We start from the raw sequence: 15,153 nt of genomic DNA on the forward strand, positions 1-15,153 counted from the left end.
CAGCGGCGTCCAGGAAAAATCACCTGGCTCGATAGTCGACATCAACGCCACACGTCAATCCACCACTTGATCGAGCATGTGCACCACTTCCTGCTCGCTGAGCAGGCCTTTGCGCACCAGGTTCTCTGCCAGCAGTGCCAGGAACTTCGCGCTGCGGTGGCCTTCCAGGTGCTTGAGCTCGGTCAGTGCGCTATACACCTTGCTGGAGGTGCAGAGGCCAGCGGTGCGGTGCGGATTTTGTGTCGGCATGGTCAATCGTCCTTAATTGTTATTGATTGGACAGAGTCGATACTGAGTCAGGTTCGTGACACAAACATGACAGCGTTCGTATCGGTCGATCAAGAGGATATCCCGACCTGATCATGTGGGATTGGCGCTTGAGCATTGTCCTCATAACGACCTCGACCCGGTAAATCCAGACTTTCGGGCAAAAAAAGGCCCCGCGTGTGGGCGAGGCCTGTGTGGCACCGATTGAGGGTTACCAGCCGTGACGGTAGTAGCCGTGGGGAGGGCCGTAGTAGCCGTAACCCCGTGGCGGGCCGTAATACACCGGCGCCGGGCGGTAGTAAACCTGCTGCTGCACGTACACCGGTGGTGGTGGCGCGTAGTAGACCGGCGGCGGAGCGGCATATACCGGCTGCGGCTGCACGTACACCGGTTGCTGTACATAGACCTCTCGAGGCTGGCTGGCAACCACGGAGCCGACGACAGCTGCACCGACGAGAGCACCCAACACGGCCGGGCCACCCCATCCACCACCGTGGGCAGAGGCTTGGCCTGCCATAGCGAGTGCGCCAATAAGCAAGGCAATCTTGGGGACTTTACGAATCATGGTCATTCCTCGGTTAGCCCCTGCGCTTGTGGTCTGCAATCAATAGACTCAAGGATTGTCGCGGGGATACTTTTAAGACAACGTGTTTCTGAAAAACAGCACAGCCGATAGGTAAAGGTTGTGTAAGGTCTGTACCGATTTGCTTACTTCAAGGAGCTACCATGCAGATGCACCCCAACAAGGACACCCAACTGTGCATGTCACTGTCGGCGCGTCCCGGGAATTTTGGCCTGCGTTTCCATAACCATCTGTACGAGCAGTTGGGCCTGAATTTCTACTATAAAGCCTTCAGCAGCCAGGATTTGCCCGGCGCGATCAGCGGCATACGGGCGCTGGGCATTCGGGGTTGCGGCGTGTCCATGCCGTTCAAAGAGGCTGCCATCGCCTTAATGGACGAACTGGATGATTCGGTTCAAGCCATCGATTCCCTGAACACCATCGTCAATACCGGCGGCCGTCTCAAGGCCTACAACACCGACTATATTGCCGTCGAGCAACTGCTGAAAAAGCATCAGGTGCCGACAGACGCAAGCTTCGCCCTGCGCGGCAGCGGCGGCATGGCCAAGGCCGTGGCCAGTGCCTTGCGTGATGGCGGTTACGCCAACGGCGTGATCGTGGCGCGCAATGAGGCGGCGGGCAGGGCGCTGGCACGCAACCTGGGCTATGAATGGCAGGCCGAACTGGGCGGTTTGCGCCCGCAGATGCTGGTCAATGTGACGCCGATTGGCATGACCGGCGGGGCAGAGGCGGATCAGTTGGCCTTTGAAGCCGATGCTGTCGATCAAGCCGAGACTGTGTTCGATGTGGTGGCGATCCCCGCAGAAACACCGTTGATCGTGCGTGGACGTGCCCAGGGCAAGCGGGTGATTACCGGGCTTGAAGTGATCGCGATCCAGGCGTTGGAGCAATTTGTGCTCTATACCGGCGTGCGTCCCACACAAGAGCAATTCCAGGCCGCTGTGGCGTTCGCCCGGGCGGTCTAAACGCGGAACGTTGTAGGAGCGAGCTTGCTCGCGAAAACTCAAGGGCACCGCGTTTATCCAGAATAAAACGCGTTGCCTGGGCGCTTTTCGCGAGCAAGCTCGCTCCTACAGTGGGCCGCCCGTTTCAAGTTGGAGGCGTGTCACGCCTGTTCCAACTGTGCCAGCCGTTCTTCCAGTGCCGCAATCCGCGCTTCCAACTCTTCAATACGCTCGGCCGAGACAGCTCCACCGCCGCGCTCCACCGGGTTGCCGCGCGCCGCAATGATCGCTTCGATATCCGCCGGATCCCCCAGCGCATGGGTATAACGATCTTCGCGCTGACCCGCCTGGCGCGGCACCAGCACCGCCAAGCCGCGTGCAATCAGGCGTTCGAGCTGATGCACCACCTGCTCGGCGTCCTCAAAGTCATGCATGCGCCCGCTGCGCGTGAGCAACTCGTTGACGGTCTGCGGGCCGCGCAGAAACAGCAGCCCGATCAGGATCACCTGAGCCGGCACCAGTTCCAGCGCCTTGTCCACGCGGTGTTCCCAACGGTCGGCACGGCTGCCCATGACCAGCCGGGTAAAACCCTGGCCTTCGAGTACGCGCAAGCTCTGGCCGACCTGGCCCTGGCTCAGGTTGGTCACCGGTTCCCGGCTGGTTTTCTGGTTGCATGCCAGTACCAAGGCGTTGAGGGTCAGGGGGTAGGTTTCGGGGTTGGTTGCCTGTTTCTCGATCAGGCAGCCCAGGACGCGGATTTCCGTGCTGTTCAGGCGCGGCTCAGGGGTGTCGGTGTCGTGCTCGGCGGTCATCGCGCTTTCCCTATGCAGTGAATCCACTAGCCTAAGCCGGAAAAAATAAAAGACAAGCGGCAGGCATGGCTATAATCGCCGCTGGTTCCAACCCTGCCCTTACCGTGAGACTGACATGACTATTTCCCTGTATGCCGCTTCTATCCCAGTCTTCAAGCAAATGCTCAACGCCCTCAGCGATGTGCTGAACAAGGCCGAAGCCCACGCCGCCGCCAAGAACATCGAGCCGAACGCGCTGCTGCAAGCGCGCCTGTTCCCGGACATGTTTGCGCTGGTACGCCAGGTACAGATCGCCGTCGACTTCGCCAAGGGCGTTTCCGCGCGCCTGGCCGAGATCGAAGTGCCCAAGTACGAAGACAGCGAAGTCACCTTTGCCGACCTGCAAGCGCTGATCGCCAAGGTGCTGGCCTTTGTCGACACCATCAAGCCTGAGCAAATCGACGGCAAGGAAGGCATCGAGATCGTCACCCGCCCTGGCACGCCGAAAGAGAAGCGCTTCAGCGGCCAATCCTACCTGCTGAGCTACGGCCTGCCGCAGTTCTTCTTCCACGTCACCACCGCTTACGCGTTGCTGCGTCATAACGGCGTTGAAGTGGGCAAGCGTGACTACATGGGCGCTTTCTAAGCACTCACAAAAAAGCCCGGGAGCGTTGTTCAACGAACGCTTCCGGGCTTTTTTATGGCCGGTGTTTACGCCGGCTGTTCATCCTTGCCCAAACAGGCCGCCGCGGTAAACAACACATCGGTGGACGAATTGAGTGCGGTTTCCGCCGAATCCTGCAGCACACCGATGATGAAGCCTACCGCCACTACCTGCATGGCGATTTCGCTCGGGATGCCGAACAGGCTGCACGCCAGCGGAATCAACAGCAGCGAACCACCGGCCACGCCCGAAGCGCCGCAGGCGCAGATAGCTGCAACCACACTCAGCAGCACGGCGGTGGGCAGGTCGACGGCAATGCCCAGCGTGTGCACGGCCGCCAGGGTCAGCACGGTGATGGTGATTGCCGCGCCGGCCATATTGATGGTGGCGCCGAGCGGGATCGAAACCGAGTAGGTGTCTTCATGCAGGCCCAGGCGTTTGCTCAGCGCCAGGTTCACCGGAATGTTCGCCGCCGAACTGCGGGTGAAGAACGCGGTAATCCCGCTTTCACGCAGGCACAGCAACACCAGCGGGTAAGGGTTGCGGCGCAGTTTCCAGAATACGATCGCGGGGTTGATCACCAGCGCCACGAACAGCATGCAGCCGATCAGCACCACCAGCAGGTGCGCATAGCCGAGCAGGGCGCCGAAGCCGGAGGTGGCCAGGGTCGAAGCGACCAGGCCGAAGATCCCCAGCGGGGCGAAGCGAATGACCACGCGTACGATCAGCGTCACGCCGTTGGACAAGTCGTCGAGCACGGTGCGGGTGGTTTCGCCGGCATGGCGAATGGCAATGCCCATGCCGATGGCCCAGGCCAGGATGCCAATGAAGTTGGCATTCATCAGGGCGCTGACCGGGTTATCCACCACGCTGAGCAGCAGGCTCTGCAGGACTTCGCCAATACCGCCGGGAGCGCTCACGGTGGCGTCATGGGTGGCCAGTACCAGGGACGATGGGAACAATGTGCTGGCAACCACCGCAACCACGGCGGCGGCAAAGGTGCCCAGCAGATACAGGAACAGGATCGGCCGGATGTGGGTTTCCTGGCCGTGTTTATGATTGGCGATGGACGCCATCACCAGCACAAACACCAGGATCGGCGCGACGGCCTTCAGCGCCGTGACGAACACCTTGCCAATAAATCCGGTGGCCTTGGCGGCCTCAGGCAGCAACAAGGCCAGCAGGATCCCGGCGATCAGGCCGATGACAATTTGGGTGACCAGGCTGACGCGCATTAAACGTTGCAGCGGGGAAGGGGCAGCAGTCATAAACAGTTGTCTCTAGTTTTTTTAGTAGGGCACAGCATTGCAGGGAGAAAGTACTGTAGGAAGCAGGCGCGAAGTCTAGCATGCTGTAGGACGAGTCCCGTTTGCTGCGTCATTGCGTCACCCGCACCGTCGGATTTGGCCAAATCCGGACATCTTCTGTTAACATTTCCGTTCTCATTTTTCCTCTCCGTCAGCGGGCCCTTCGGGCTGTCGTTGATCTCGTCGTTTCTGGAGTTTTCATGCTGTTTCCCATCCTGCTACTGTCGGCCGCCGGTTTTACCGTGCTGACCACAGAATTCGTCATTGTCGGCCTGCTGCCCTCGATCGCCCGGGACCTGAACGTCAGCGTGTCCGAGGCTGGGCTGCTGGTGACGCTGTTCGCGTTCACCTTGGCGGCGTTCGGTCCGTTCCTCACCGCCTACTTCGCGCGGTTCCAACGCAAGCGCCTGTTTATAAGCATCCTGATCCTGTTCGCGGTGGCCAATACCGTGGCGGCGCTGGCACCGAATATCTGGGTGATGGCCCTGGCGCGCTTGATCCCGGCCCTGGGCTTGCCGGTGTTCTGGGCGCTGGCCAGTGAAACGGCGGTGGACATCGTCGGCCCGGAATTCGATGGGCGCGCGATTGAAAAAATCGGTTTTGGCATTGTCTGCGCCACGGTGTTCGGCATTCCGGTGGGCACGCTGATTTCTGATATGTTCGGCTGGCGCACCGCCTTTGCTGCCCTCGCGGTGATTGCCTTGGCCAAGGCGTTGTTGCTGTTTGTCTACCTGCCGGTTACCCAGGCCAAGAACGAGCACGTCAGCCTGCGCTCGCAATTCAAGATCCTGCGCAGCCCAGTGATGCAGGGCCATATCCTGTTGTCGATCCTGGTGTTCAGCGGCATGTTCACCGCCTACACCTATCTGGCGGACATTCTTGAACGCCTGGCCGGGTTTGACGGCACCCTGGTGGGCTGGTGCCTGATGGGCTTTGGCGCGGTCGGACTGATCGGCAACTCTCTGGGCGGGCGGGCGGTGGACCGTCACCCGTTGATCGCCTCCATGGTGTTTTGCGCGTTCATGATCGCGGGCATGGTGGCGGTGGTGCCGGCGATTCACTCGACCATTGGCTTGGCGGCGGCCATGGCCGTGTGGGGCGTGACCCAAGCGGCGATGTTTCTGGTCAGCCATGTGCGGCTGATGAAGGCCGCGCCCCATGCACCGGCGTTTGCCGCGTCGTTGAATATTGCCGGGGCCAACCTGGGTATCGGCTTGGGCGCGATGGTCGGCGGGCGAGTGATCGATACGCTGGGCCTGGGCAGCCTGGGCGTTGCCGCGTCGGGGTTTATCCTGGTGTCGATCTTGCTGGCATTGTGGCTGATGACAGCCAAGCCGGCGTCGACCTGCGCCTGACTCATGCAGGCAGGGCGGTAAATAGTTCGCGTCGGGCACCTTCGGTAATCGCCACGATGCCGGGGTGCTTGACCTTGCGCTCCACCGAGATGGCATAAAACGACTCGCTCACTGCGTCGGTCTGGCCGATCAGCACCACGCCGTACTGGCGCACCACCTCGTCGGCGATCACGCTGGGGGCGATAAAGATGCCGCTGCCCGATTGCCCGAATGCCTGCATCAACGCGCTGTCGTCGAACTCGCCGATGATCCTGGGCTGAATCTGCTGATCGGCGAACCAGCGTTGCAAACGGCTGCGCACCACGGTCTCCGCGCCGGGAATCAATAAGGGTGCGCCGTGCAGACATGCTGGAAAATCGCCGCGATGTTGCTCAGCCAACGACTGGGTGGCGAAAAAACTGATGCCACATTCCCCCAGCTTCTGGCTGTAGCCCTTGATGTCCAAGTGCGTGGGCATCGGGCTGTCGGATATCACCAGGTCCAGGCGTTGGATCGCCAGGTCGGCCAATAAGCGTTCGAGTTTGTCTTCACGGCAGGTAATGCGCAGCGGTTCGCTCAGCTCCATGGTCGGGGCGATCAGCCGGTACACGATGGACTTGGGCACCACATCCGCCACCCCGACGCGAAACACGATCTGCTGCTCATTGGGTTGCGCGCGCAGTAACGCTTCCAATTCGTTGCCGGTCTGGAACATCTGCTCGGCGTAGGGCAGGGCTCGACGCCCGGCTTCGGTCAGCTCCAGTTGGCGCCCCACCCGCTGAAACAGTGCAATGCCAAAGGTTTGTTCCAGCAGGCTGATCTGCCCGCTGATGGTCTGGGGCGTGAGGTTCAGTTGCTCGCAGGCGCGCACGATGCTGCCGGTCTTCGCCACCACCCAGAAATAATGCAACTGTCGATAATTGAGCATGGCCGTCTACACTTCGTAAAAACCGAAGTATATGCGAGGAAAATACGAATTTTCCTGAACTGTTTGCTTGCATAGAATGCCTCGCTATCGCCGGGCCAGTATTTGGACCCAATGGTTCTAACGAGGAATACATCATGAAACTCAATTCTGTAGGCGCGGCGGCATTGCTTGCGCTTTCATTGGTGGTGATCAGCGGGTGCGATCAGGTCGAGAAAAGCGCGCAGCAGGTATTGGGCAAAGCCACCGAATCGGCCAAGCAAGCGATCGACGACACCCAGAAAGCCGCCGAGCAGGCATTGAGTGAAGCGACCCAGGGCCTGATCAATCCGCGCAAAAAGGATGAGCAGGAAGAAAAAGACGCCCAATCGCATACCCAAGAAACCTAATTTCCCAGCACAACGTCAGGACTGACCTATGGATTATCTTTTACAACTGGCCGCCAGCCCCACCGCCTGGGTCGCTCTGGCGACCTTGATCGTCATGGAAATCGTGCTGGGCATCGATAACCTGATCTTCATCTCGATCCTCACCAACAAGTTGCCAGAGCAGCACCGGGCCAAGGCGCGGCGCATTGGCATCAGCATGGCGTTGGTGTTGCGCCTGGGCCTGTTGAGCACCATCGCGTTTATCGTGCAGTTGACGGCACCGGTGTTCGAAGTGTTCGGCCAGGCCTTCTCCTGGAAGGACATGATCCTGATCGCCGGTGGCCTGTTCCTGGTGTGGAAGGCCACCACCGAGATCCATCACAGCATGGACCCGGAGCCCGAAGAGAAAGCCACGCTTGGCAACACCGTGACCATCGGTTTTGCCGCGGCGATCGGGCAGATCCTGCTCCTCGACCTGGTGTTCTCCATCGACAGCATCATCACGGCAGTGGGCATGACCGAACACTTGCCGATCATGATCATTGCCGTGGTGACTTCGGTGATCGTGATGCTGGTGGCGGCCGAGCCGTTGGCCAAGTTCATCAACGACAACCCGACCGTGGTGATGCTGGCCCTGGGCTTTTTGATCATGATCGGCATGACGCTGATCGCCGAAGGCTTCGGCGCCCATGTGCCAAAAGGCTACGTCTATGCGGCCATGGCGTTCTCGGCGGTGATCGAATGCTTGAATATCGCCCGGCGTAACCGCCACAAGCGTTTGCTCGCTGCCCGCCAGTAACCGCTGAAACAAAAGGCCGGCTGTGCTCACAAGAGCCCAGCCGGCCTTTTGCTGTCTGCTAGAATCGGCCCACTTGATAGCTTGAGGTCCACCATGAACGAGCCGATTCGCCTTACCCAGTACAGCCACGGTGCGGGTTGCGGCTGCAAGATCTCGCCCCAGGTGCTGGAAGTGATCCTTGCCGGCAGCGGCGCGCAGAACCTTGACCCCAACCTGTGGGTAGGCAACGCCTCGCGCGACGATGCAGCGGTGTACGCCATCGACGACGAGCGCGGCGTGGTCTCCACCACCGATTTTTTCATGCCGATTGTCGATGACCCCTTCGACTTCGGCCGCATTGCCGCCACCAACGCCATCAGCGACATCTACGCGATGGGCGGCGACCCGTTGATGGCCATCGCCATTCTTGGCTGGCCAGTGAACGTGCTGGCGCCGGAAGTTGCCCGGGAAGTCATCCGTGGCGGCCGCTCGGTGTGCGACGCCGCCGGCATCCCGCTGGCGGGTGGGCATTCCATCGACGCGCCGGAGCCGATCTTCGGCCTGGCGGTGACCGGTATCGTGCAAAAGCGCCACATGAAGCGCAACGACACCGCCACCGCCGGCTGCAAGCTGTACCTGACCAAACCGTTGGGCATCGGCATCCTCACCACCGCCGAAAAAAAGGGCAAGTTGCGCGAGGCGGATATCGGCCTGGCCCGTGACTGGATGTGCACCCTCAACAAGCCCGGCAGCCGTTTTGGCAAATTGGCCGGGGTGACGGCGATGACCGATGTCACCGGTTTCGGCCTGCTCGGGCACCTGGTGGAAATGGCCGACGGCAGCGGCCTCACGGCCCGCATCGAATATGCAAAAGTCCCACGTCTGCCGGGGGTTGAGTATTACCTGGACCAGGGTTGCGTCCCCGGTGGCACCTTGCGCAACTTTGACAGCTACGCCAGCAAGCTCGGCCGCGTGCAGGAGCTGCACAAGCGCGTGCTGTGCGACCCGCAAACCAGTGGTGGCCTGCTGATCGCCGTCACGCCCGAAGGCGACGCCGAGTTCCATGCGGTGGCCGGTGAACTGGGCCTGACGCTTGAGCCGATCGGCGAACTGCTGGAGCGACAGAGCAACGCGGTAGAGGTGGTTTGATGGCGACTGACATCACCGATTACCGCGACATTTTCCTCAGCGACCGGCCGATGATGGACACCCGCGCGCCGGTCGAATTCACCAAGGGCGCGTTCCCCGGCGTGGTCAACCTGCCGCTGATGACCGACGACGAACGCCAGCGCGTCGGCACCTGTTACAAGCAGCAAGGCCAGCAGGCTGCAATCGTGCTGGGCCACCAGTTGGTGTCGGGGGCGATCAAGGCCGAGCGCATCGAGCAGTGGGCACGATTCGCCCAGGCCCATCCAGACGGCTACCTGTACTGCTTTCGCGGCGGGCTGCGTTCGCAGATCGTGCAGCAATGGCTGAAAACCGAAGCGGGTATCGACTACCCCCGCGTCGGTGGTGGCTACAAGGCCATGCGCAGCTTTTTGCTGGATACCCTGGAACAGGCCACCGCTGAATGTGATTTCGTCCTGCTCGGCGGCATGACCGGCACCGGCAAGACTGAAGTGCTCGGCCAGTTGCGCAACGCCCTGGACCTGGAAGGCCATGCCAACCATCGCGGCTCCAGCTTCGGCAAGCGCGCCACGGCGCAACCCTCCACCATCGACTTCGAAAACAGCCTTTCGGTGGACCTGCTGAAGAAGCGCGCATCGGGCATCGAGCAGTTCGTGGTCGAGGATGAAAGCCGCATGATCGGCAGTTGCGCGTTGCCGCTGCCGCTGCACAAAAGCATGCAGACGTTACCCATGGTGTGGCTGGAAGACAGCGTGGAAGGCCGCGTCGAACGTATCCTGCGCGATTATGTGGTCGACCTGTGCGCCGAGTTCATTGAGGTATGGGGTGAAGATGGCCAGGCGTTGTTTGCCGAACGTCTGACCCAAAGCTTGGCCAATATCCATAAGCGCCTGGGGGGCGAGCGCTTCCAGCGGCTGCAGGCGATTTTGCAGGACGCCCTGGCGGAGCAGGCGCGCAGTGGCGCGGTGGAGTTGCACCGGGTGTGGATTGAAGGATTGTTGCGCGAGTATTACGACCCGATGTACGCGTTCCAGCGTGAGAGCAAAGGCGCGCGGATCGAGTTCGCCGGAGAGAAGGGCGCGGTGGTGGAGTATTTACGCGAGCGGGCCGCTCGGGTGGGGTGACTTTTTGGATGCCATTGAGATCACACCGCTTTACAACATCCTGGTCGGCTGTCAGGCCGCCATCGGGGGCAAGCCCCCTCCCACAGGTTGAGCCGGTTTCTTCAGTTAATGCCGGGTTTAGCTCTCGGGCACCGGGTGATCGAGCCCCTACGCCGCAGGCCCAATGTGGGAGGGGGCTTTCCCCCGATGACGGTGGGTCAGCTAAGTACTTGATACCTGACACACTGCAATCACGCAGAACCTAAAGAATCATCGCGCCGATCAACCCGCACACCACGCCCATCAACATGGTCAACCCGGCCACCGTCACCAGCACCCGCGCATCGAAATCCTTACGCAGCATCAGCAGCGATGGCAGGCTGACGCTCGGTAGGGTCATCAGCAAGGCGACGGCTGGCCCGGTGCCCATGCCCAGGGTCATCATGGTCTGTACGATCGGAATCTCCGCCGCTGTAGGAATCACAAACAATGTGCCGACGATCGCCAGCGGTACCAGCCACACCAGGCTGTCAGCCATCGCGCCGTCCACGTGTGGGAACAGCCACACCCGTGCCGCGCCGAGGATCAGCACCGCGAGGATGTACACCGGGATGGTGCTCCAGAACAGCTGCCACAAGATGCGCAGCCAGCGCGCCAGGAAGGGGGTGGACTCAACGGCGCTGACTTCGGCCACCGCCTCCAGCGCCGCTTCCGGCACTTGCTCCGGACGTGCAATGCGCTGCGCCACCAACGACACACCCACCACCAGCACGATCCCCGCCACCAACCGCAGCGCGGTAAAGCCCCAGCCCAGCACGAAACCCATGAACACCAATGTGGCCGGGTTCAATACCGGGTTGGCGATCCAGAACGCCAGCGCCGCGCCGACCGATACCTTTTGGCGCCGCATACCTGCCGCAACGGGCGCCGCGCAGCAGCTGCACATCATGCCCGGCAAGGCGAACAGCCCACCGCGCAGGGTAGAGCCCAGGCCGGCGCGGCCAAACAGGCGCAACAGCCAGTCGCGAGGGATCAACACCTGCAGCAGCGAACCGAGGATCACCGCCAATACGGCGGCTTTCCAGATCGCCAGGAAATACACCTGGGCATAGGCCAGCGCCGCCGCGAGGGGCGAGCTTTGCTGGTCATTGAGAATCGAGGCGCCGATGCTGTGGTTGTCGGCCGCGACAAATGCCTTGAGGTAGTAGGGCGACCATTTCACATAATAGAGGCCAATGCAGGCCACCAGCAGAAACAGTGCAGGCTTGCACCAGAACGACCAGCCCCGGTTGGGCTGGGCAGAAGAGAGGTTGGACATGGAGATGATCCGCAGATGAGTCGATAGCGGGGCATCATACGCCCCTGGCGCTCAACCTTCAGGTATCTGCGCTGACCTGGGTCGGGTTCGGGCAGGTTTCCTCACCGTTATTGAGCCCCTGCTTGTAGTTGCGGCTGAGCAGCGACGCCTTGCCGTTGTGCCAGGTCAGCGTGAGCACGTACAGCGAGTCGTAGTCGTTGCCGGACCAGTCGTCGGTAATGGTGTGCTTTTCACCGACCGCTTCACTGGCGACTTTGTTGATCAGCTCGGGCAGGTAACCGTGGGACCAGGCAGTGTAGATCGTCGCGTTGTGGTACTTGTCTTCGACCAGCTCATCGGCCAGGGCGCTGGTGTCGTTCGCCGAGAACTTGATGTTGACCGGCAAGCCCAGCTTGATCGCGCTGGGGCTGATGGTCATCAGCGGGCGAATGTAGCTGTAGGAATTGTCCAGCTCGCCTTCCTCGACATTGCGCGTCGGGTTGGCGGCGAATACGAAATCGGCCTTGCCGAATTTTTCCGGCAGTACGCTGGCCAGGTTCATCGCCCGGTTCAAGCCTTGGCAATTAAGTTGGCCGAGACCGCCGGCGGGCTTTTCGCCATGGCGCAAAAAGACCAGGGTTTGCACGCCGTCCACCGGTTGCGCACGGCTTTCACGGGCGTCCAGTGCGGTGACAATCCCGGCCGTCACCAGCAGCAGCGGCAACATCATGTATGAATAGCGTTTGAATCGGTGCACAAGGCGCAGAGGCTTGATCTTCATTATGGGTTCGAGTCTTCATGCGTCGGGTTAAGGCGGACAGGCCCGGGCCCAGCGGCGCGGTGCGCGTCCTGAGGGTGTTCCTTGTCGATATAGCCAGGTGCCTCCATTCACCCTGCGAGCGCTTTTAAGAGTGCGTTCGGGCGTTTTGGTTCGCCCACGGGAGATTCTAGCCAGGCAATGTTGCTTAATGATGACCCATGCAGGGAGGCCAGCAGATGTCTATGATGGGGGTTTTCCCGCCCAGGAATTCCCTTTGATGAACGCACTCGCCGCTTTCCCGATCAACAGCAAATGGCCCGCCCAGCACCCGGAGCGCCTGCAGCTGTATTCGTTGCCCACGCCCAACGGCGTCAAGGTCTCGATCATGCTCGAAGAGCTGGGCCTGCCTTATGAGGCGCACAAGGTCAGCTTTGACACCCAGGACCAGTTGTCTCCTGAGTTCCTGTCGCTGAACCCCAACAACAAAATCCCTGCAATCATCGACCCCAATGGCCCAAGCGGCCAGCCGCTGGCGTTGTTCGAGTCCGGCGCGATCCTGATTTACCTGGCGGAAAAAACCAGCCGGCTGCTCTCCGAAGACCCGGCCACTCGCTATGAAACCTTTCAGTGGCTGATGTTCCAGATGGCCGGCATCGGCCCGATGTTTGGCCAGGTGGGGTTCTTCAACAAATTCGCCGGCAAGGCGTATGAAGACAAGCGCCCGCGTGACCGCTACGTCGCCGAGTCCCGGCGCTTGCTCCAGGTGCTGGAAAAACGCCTGCTGGGCCGTACCTGGATCATGGGCGATGACTACAGCATCGCTGATATCGCCACCTTCCCCTGGATTCGCAACCTGATCGGCTTCTATGAGTCGGGCGATCTGGTGGGCATCGCCGATTTTCCTAACATACTCCGCGCACTCGACGGCTTTGTCGCACGCCCAGCGGTGATCCGTGGCCTGAACATTCCGAACTGAACATGTCGACTTTCGATTTCAAGCAGCTGGACGTATTCAGCAACGTGCCGCTCAAAGGCAACCCGCTGGCCGTGGTGCTCGGCGCCGACAGCCTGACGGACCAGCAGATGGCCGACTTCGCCCAATGGACGAACCTCAGCGAAACCACATTTCTGCTCACGCCCCGTGATCCACGCGCCGACTACCGTGTGAGAATTTTCACGACCTTGCAGGAACTGCCGTTTGCCGGGCATCCGACGCTGGGCAGTTGCCATGCGTGGTTGCACGCAGGTGGCGTACCGCGTGGGAAAGAGATTGTTCAGGAGTGCGAAATCGGTTTGGTGCGCATCCGACGCGAAGGCGACGAGCTGGCGTTTATCGCGCCACCTCTGTTGCGTTCGGGCGCTGTCGAGGCGTCGCTATTGGAGCGCGTGCGCCTGGGGTTGGGCCTGGCGCCCGACGCGATTGTGCGTAGCCAGTGGGTGGATAACGGTGCCGGTTGGCTGGCGGTGATGCTGGCTGATCGTCAGGCCGTGCTGGAGGTCAAGCCCGACTACTCGCAGCTGCTCGGGTTGGCGGTCGGAATCATTGCTCCCTGCGCGGTGCAAGACGCACAGTTCGAGGTGCGCGCCTTTATCGCCGGTGACGCTGCCCAGGAAGACCCGGCCACCGGCAGTTTGAATGCCGGCCTTGCCCAATGGTTGCTCAGTGAGGGCCTGGCGCCGGAGCGCTATGTGGTCCGCCAGGGCACGGCCATGGGGCGCGCGGGGCGTATTCGTATCGAGCGCCAGGGCGAGGAAATCTGGGTAGGTGGCGCCGTTGCGGTCTGCATCGATGGCCGTGTGCAGCTCTAGATCAATGCAATTGTTACGCGGCTGGCAATACACTGTTGGCCCGGCGGCGTTTGTGCTGCCGCAGCGTGGGGCATAAGCTCTCGCCCCAACGTTTTCAGTCAATTTTTCAGGAAAGCCATGACCAGCCAGTTCCCCCAAGCCCGCCCACGTCGCCTGCGCCGCTCCCCGGAGCTGCGTGGCTTGTTCCAGGAAAGCGAATTCACCCTTAATGACTTGGTACTGCCGATCTTCGTCGAGGAAGAAATCGACGACTTCGTGCCGATCACCAGCATGCCGGGCGTGTTGCGTATCCCCGAGAAAAAACTGGCCGGCGAGATCGAGCGTTATGCCCGTGCCGGCATCAAGTCGGTGATGACCTTTGGCGTGTCCCACCACCTGGACGCCAGCGGCAGCGACACCTGGAAGGAACGCGGCCTGGTCTCGCGCATGTCCTCGATCATCAAGGACGCCGTGCCGGAAATGATCGTGATGTCCGACACCTGCTTTTGCGAATACACCGACCACGGCCATTGCGGCGTCATGCACGGCTCCCACGTCGACAATGACGCAACCCTGGTCAACCTAGGCAAACAAGCCGTCGCCGCCGCCCGAGCCGGCGCCGACGTGATCGCCCCCTCGGCGGCGATGGACGGTCAGGTCCAGGCCATCCGCCGCGCCCTCGACGACGCCGGCTTCACCCACATCCCGATCATGGCCTACTCCACCAAATTCGCCTCTGCCCTCTACGGCCCGTTCCGCGAAGCCGGCGGCAGCGCCCTCAAGGGCGACCGCAAGAGCTACCAGATGAACCCGATGAACCGCCGCGAAGCCGTACGCGAATCGCTGCTCGACGAGCAGGAAGGCGCCGACGCGCTGATGGTCAAACCGGCCGGCGCCTACCTCGACATCATCCGCGACATCCGCGAAACCTCCCGCCTGCCAGTGGCGGCGTATCAGGTAAGTGGCGAGTACGCGATGATCAAATTCGGTGCCCAGGCGGGGGCGATCGATGAAGACCGCGTCGTGCGCGAGACCTTGGGCTCGATCAAGCGGGCGGGGGCGGATTTGATATTTACGTACTTTGCGATGGATTTGGCGTTGGCGGGGATTTAAGGG

Annotated in this window: 17 protein-coding genes; 10 read left to right on the plus strand and 7 right to left on the minus strand. The window is 61.2% G+C overall.

Annotated elements, in window-relative coordinates; all coding sequences use genetic code 11:
- Positions 1-54: 54 nt before the first annotated feature.
- Both C4J94_RS09845 and C4J94_RS09850 read right to left on the minus strand, forming a co-directional pair.
- Positions 55-249: a hypothetical protein gene (locus C4J94_RS09845; RefSeq protein ID WP_033899765.1), complete on the minus strand. Its 195-nt coding sequence runs from the start codon at positions 247-249 to the stop codon at positions 55-57.
- Positions 250-478: 229 nt separating this feature from the next.
- Positions 479-838: a hypothetical protein gene (locus C4J94_RS09850; protein ID WP_124385968.1), complete on the minus strand. Its 360-nt coding sequence runs from the start codon at positions 836-838 to the stop codon at positions 479-481.
- Positions 839-993: 155 nt separating this feature from the next.
- Between C4J94_RS09850 and C4J94_RS09855 the strand changes: the two genes are divergently transcribed.
- Positions 994-1,815 (plus strand): shikimate 5-dehydrogenase, encoded by an 822-nt coding sequence (locus C4J94_RS09855; protein WP_124385969.1) that lies wholly within the window; start codon positions 994-996, stop codon positions 1,813-1,815.
- A gap of 140 nt (positions 1,816-1,955) precedes the next feature.
- On the opposite strand, the gene C4J94_RS09860 is transcribed toward C4J94_RS09855, so the two are convergent.
- Positions 1,956-2,606: a YceH family protein gene (locus tag C4J94_RS09860; RefSeq protein ID WP_124385970.1), complete on the minus strand. Its 651-nt coding sequence runs from the start codon at positions 2,604-2,606 to the stop codon at positions 1,956-1,958.
- Between the two features lie 115 nt (positions 2,607-2,721).
- Between C4J94_RS09860 and C4J94_RS09865 the strand changes: the two genes are divergently transcribed.
- A complete protein-coding gene (locus C4J94_RS09865; RefSeq protein WP_124385971.1) occupies positions 2,722-3,231 on the plus strand; it encodes a DUF1993 family protein in 510 nt (169 codons plus the stop codon).
- 65 nt (positions 3,232-3,296) lie between these two features.
- Here C4J94_RS09865 and sstT read toward each other — a convergent pair whose 3' ends face one another.
- Positions 3,297-4,517, minus strand: coding sequence for a serine/threonine transporter SstT (sstT, locus tag C4J94_RS09870; RefSeq protein ID WP_124385972.1), 1,221 nt, complete (start codon positions 4,515-4,517; stop codon positions 3,297-3,299).
- 239 nt (positions 4,518-4,756) lie between these two features.
- Here sstT and C4J94_RS09875 point away from each other — a divergent pair, with 239 nt between their 5' ends.
- Positions 4,757-5,911: an MFS transporter gene (locus C4J94_RS09875; RefSeq protein ID WP_124385973.1), complete on the plus strand. Its 1,155-nt coding sequence runs from the start codon at positions 4,757-4,759 to the stop codon at positions 5,909-5,911.
- 1 nt (position 5,912) lies between these two features.
- Here the strand turns inward: C4J94_RS09875 and nhaR are convergent, their stop codons facing one another.
- Positions 5,913-6,818 (minus strand): transcriptional activator NhaR, encoded by a 906-nt coding sequence (gene nhaR, locus C4J94_RS09880; RefSeq protein WP_124385974.1) that lies wholly within the window; start codon positions 6,816-6,818, stop codon positions 5,913-5,915.
- A gap of 134 nt (positions 6,819-6,952) precedes the next feature.
- On the opposite strand from nhaR, the gene C4J94_RS09885 reads away from it, so the two are divergent.
- From C4J94_RS09885 to mnmH, 4 genes are all read left to right on the plus strand, one after another.
- Entirely contained in the window at positions 6,953-7,204 is a 252-nt protein-coding gene (locus tag C4J94_RS09885) for a hypothetical protein (protein ID WP_124385975.1), read from the plus strand.
- Between the two features lie 28 nt (positions 7,205-7,232).
- Positions 7,233-7,982 carry a TerC family protein gene (locus C4J94_RS09890; protein ID WP_124385976.1) on the plus strand — a complete coding sequence of 250 codons (750 nt, stop codon included), beginning with the start codon at positions 7,233-7,235 and terminating at the stop codon, positions 7,980-7,982.
- 93 nt (positions 7,983-8,075) lie between these two features.
- Positions 8,076-9,110 carry a selenide, water dikinase SelD gene (selD, locus tag C4J94_RS09895; RefSeq protein WP_124385977.1) on the plus strand — a complete coding sequence of 345 codons (1,035 nt, stop codon included), beginning with the start codon at positions 8,076-8,078 and terminating at the stop codon, positions 9,108-9,110.
- Positions 9,110-10,213, plus strand: coding sequence for a tRNA 2-selenouridine(34) synthase MnmH (gene mnmH, locus C4J94_RS09900; RefSeq protein ID WP_124385978.1), 1,104 nt, complete (start codon positions 9,110-9,112; stop codon positions 10,211-10,213). The genes selD and mnmH overlap by 1 nt, the downstream gene beginning before the upstream one ends.
- A 241-nt stretch (positions 10,214-10,454) precedes the next feature.
- Here the strand turns inward: mnmH and C4J94_RS09905 are convergent, their stop codons facing one another.
- Positions 10,455-11,510, minus strand: a complete 1,056-nt coding sequence (locus C4J94_RS09905) for a permease (RefSeq protein WP_124385979.1) — start codon at positions 11,508-11,510, stop codon at positions 10,455-10,457.
- A gap of 58 nt (positions 11,511-11,568) precedes the next feature.
- On the minus strand, positions 11,569-12,270 hold the full coding sequence (locus tag C4J94_RS09910) for a histidine phosphatase family protein (protein WP_124385980.1): 702 nt from the start codon (positions 12,268-12,270) through the stop codon (positions 11,569-11,571).
- A gap of 256 nt (positions 12,271-12,526) precedes the next feature.
- Between C4J94_RS09910 and C4J94_RS09915 the strand changes: the two genes are divergently transcribed.
- The 3 genes from C4J94_RS09915 (at position 12,527) to hemB (ending at position 15,150) form a co-directional block, all read left to right on the plus strand.
- Positions 12,527-13,225: a glutathione S-transferase N-terminal domain-containing protein gene (locus C4J94_RS09915; protein WP_124385981.1), complete on the plus strand. Its 699-nt coding sequence runs from the start codon at positions 12,527-12,529 to the stop codon at positions 13,223-13,225.
- 2 nt (positions 13,226-13,227) lie between these two features.
- Positions 13,228-14,058 carry a PhzF family phenazine biosynthesis protein gene (locus C4J94_RS09920; RefSeq protein WP_124385982.1) on the plus strand — a complete coding sequence of 277 codons (831 nt, stop codon included), beginning with the start codon at positions 13,228-13,230 and terminating at the stop codon, positions 14,056-14,058.
- A gap of 117 nt (positions 14,059-14,175) precedes the next feature.
- Positions 14,176-15,150 carry a porphobilinogen synthase gene (hemB, locus tag C4J94_RS09925; RefSeq protein WP_124385983.1) on the plus strand — a complete coding sequence of 325 codons (975 nt, stop codon included), beginning with the start codon at positions 14,176-14,178 and terminating at the stop codon, positions 15,148-15,150.
- Positions 15,151-15,153: the final 3 nt, after the last annotated feature.

Origin of the sequence: Pseudomonas sp. R5-89-07, from assembly GCF_003851685.1 — a bacterium.
Classification (GTDB): Bacteria; Pseudomonadota; Gammaproteobacteria; order Pseudomonadales; family Pseudomonadaceae; genus Aquipseudomonas.

Coding starts and splice junctions, on each gene's coding strand:
- sstT (WP_124385972.1), bottom strand. CDS start 4,517: ATGACTGCTGCCCCTTCCCCGCTGCAACGTTTAATGCGCGTCAGCCTG.
- C4J94_RS09885 (WP_124385975.1), top strand. CDS start 6,953: ATGAAACTCAATTCTGTAGGCGCGGCGGCATTGCTTGCGCTTTCATTG.
- C4J94_RS09850 (WP_124385968.1), bottom strand. CDS start 838: ATGACCATGATTCGTAAAGTCCCCAAGATTGCCTTGCTTATTGGCGCA.
- C4J94_RS09905 (WP_124385979.1), bottom strand. CDS start 11,510: ATGTCCAACCTCTCTTCTGCCCAGCCCAACCGGGGCTGGTCGTTCTGG.
- C4J94_RS09865 (WP_124385971.1), top strand. CDS start 2,722: ATGACTATTTCCCTGTATGCCGCTTCTATCCCAGTCTTCAAGCAAATG.
- C4J94_RS09855 (WP_124385969.1), top strand. CDS start 994: ATGCAGATGCACCCCAACAAGGACACCCAACTGTGCATGTCACTGTCG.
- C4J94_RS09910 (WP_124385980.1), bottom strand. CDS start 12,270: ATGAAGATCAAGCCTCTGCGCCTTGTGCACCGATTCAAACGCTATTCA.
- C4J94_RS09890 (WP_124385976.1), top strand. CDS start 7,233: ATGGATTATCTTTTACAACTGGCCGCCAGCCCCACCGCCTGGGTCGCT.
- hemB (WP_124385983.1), top strand. CDS start 14,176: ATGACCAGCCAGTTCCCCCAAGCCCGCCCACGTCGCCTGCGCCGCTCC.
- nhaR (WP_124385974.1), bottom strand. CDS start 6,818: ATGCTCAATTATCGACAGTTGCATTATTTCTGGGTGGTGGCGAAGACC.
- C4J94_RS09875 (WP_124385973.1), top strand. CDS start 4,757: ATGCTGTTTCCCATCCTGCTACTGTCGGCCGCCGGTTTTACCGTGCTG.
- C4J94_RS09915 (WP_124385981.1), top strand. CDS start 12,527: ATGAACGCACTCGCCGCTTTCCCGATCAACAGCAAATGGCCCGCCCAG.
- C4J94_RS09845 (WP_033899765.1), bottom strand. CDS start 249: ATGCCGACACAAAATCCGCACCGCACCGCTGGCCTCTGCACCTCCAGC.
- C4J94_RS09860 (WP_124385970.1), bottom strand. CDS start 2,606: ATGACCGCCGAGCACGACACCGACACCCCTGAGCCGCGCCTGAACAGC.
- mnmH (WP_124385978.1), top strand. CDS start 9,110: ATGGCGACTGACATCACCGATTACCGCGACATTTTCCTCAGCGACCGG.
- selD (WP_124385977.1), top strand. CDS start 8,076: ATGAACGAGCCGATTCGCCTTACCCAGTACAGCCACGGTGCGGGTTGC.
- C4J94_RS09920 (WP_124385982.1), top strand. CDS start 13,228: ATGTCGACTTTCGATTTCAAGCAGCTGGACGTATTCAGCAACGTGCCG.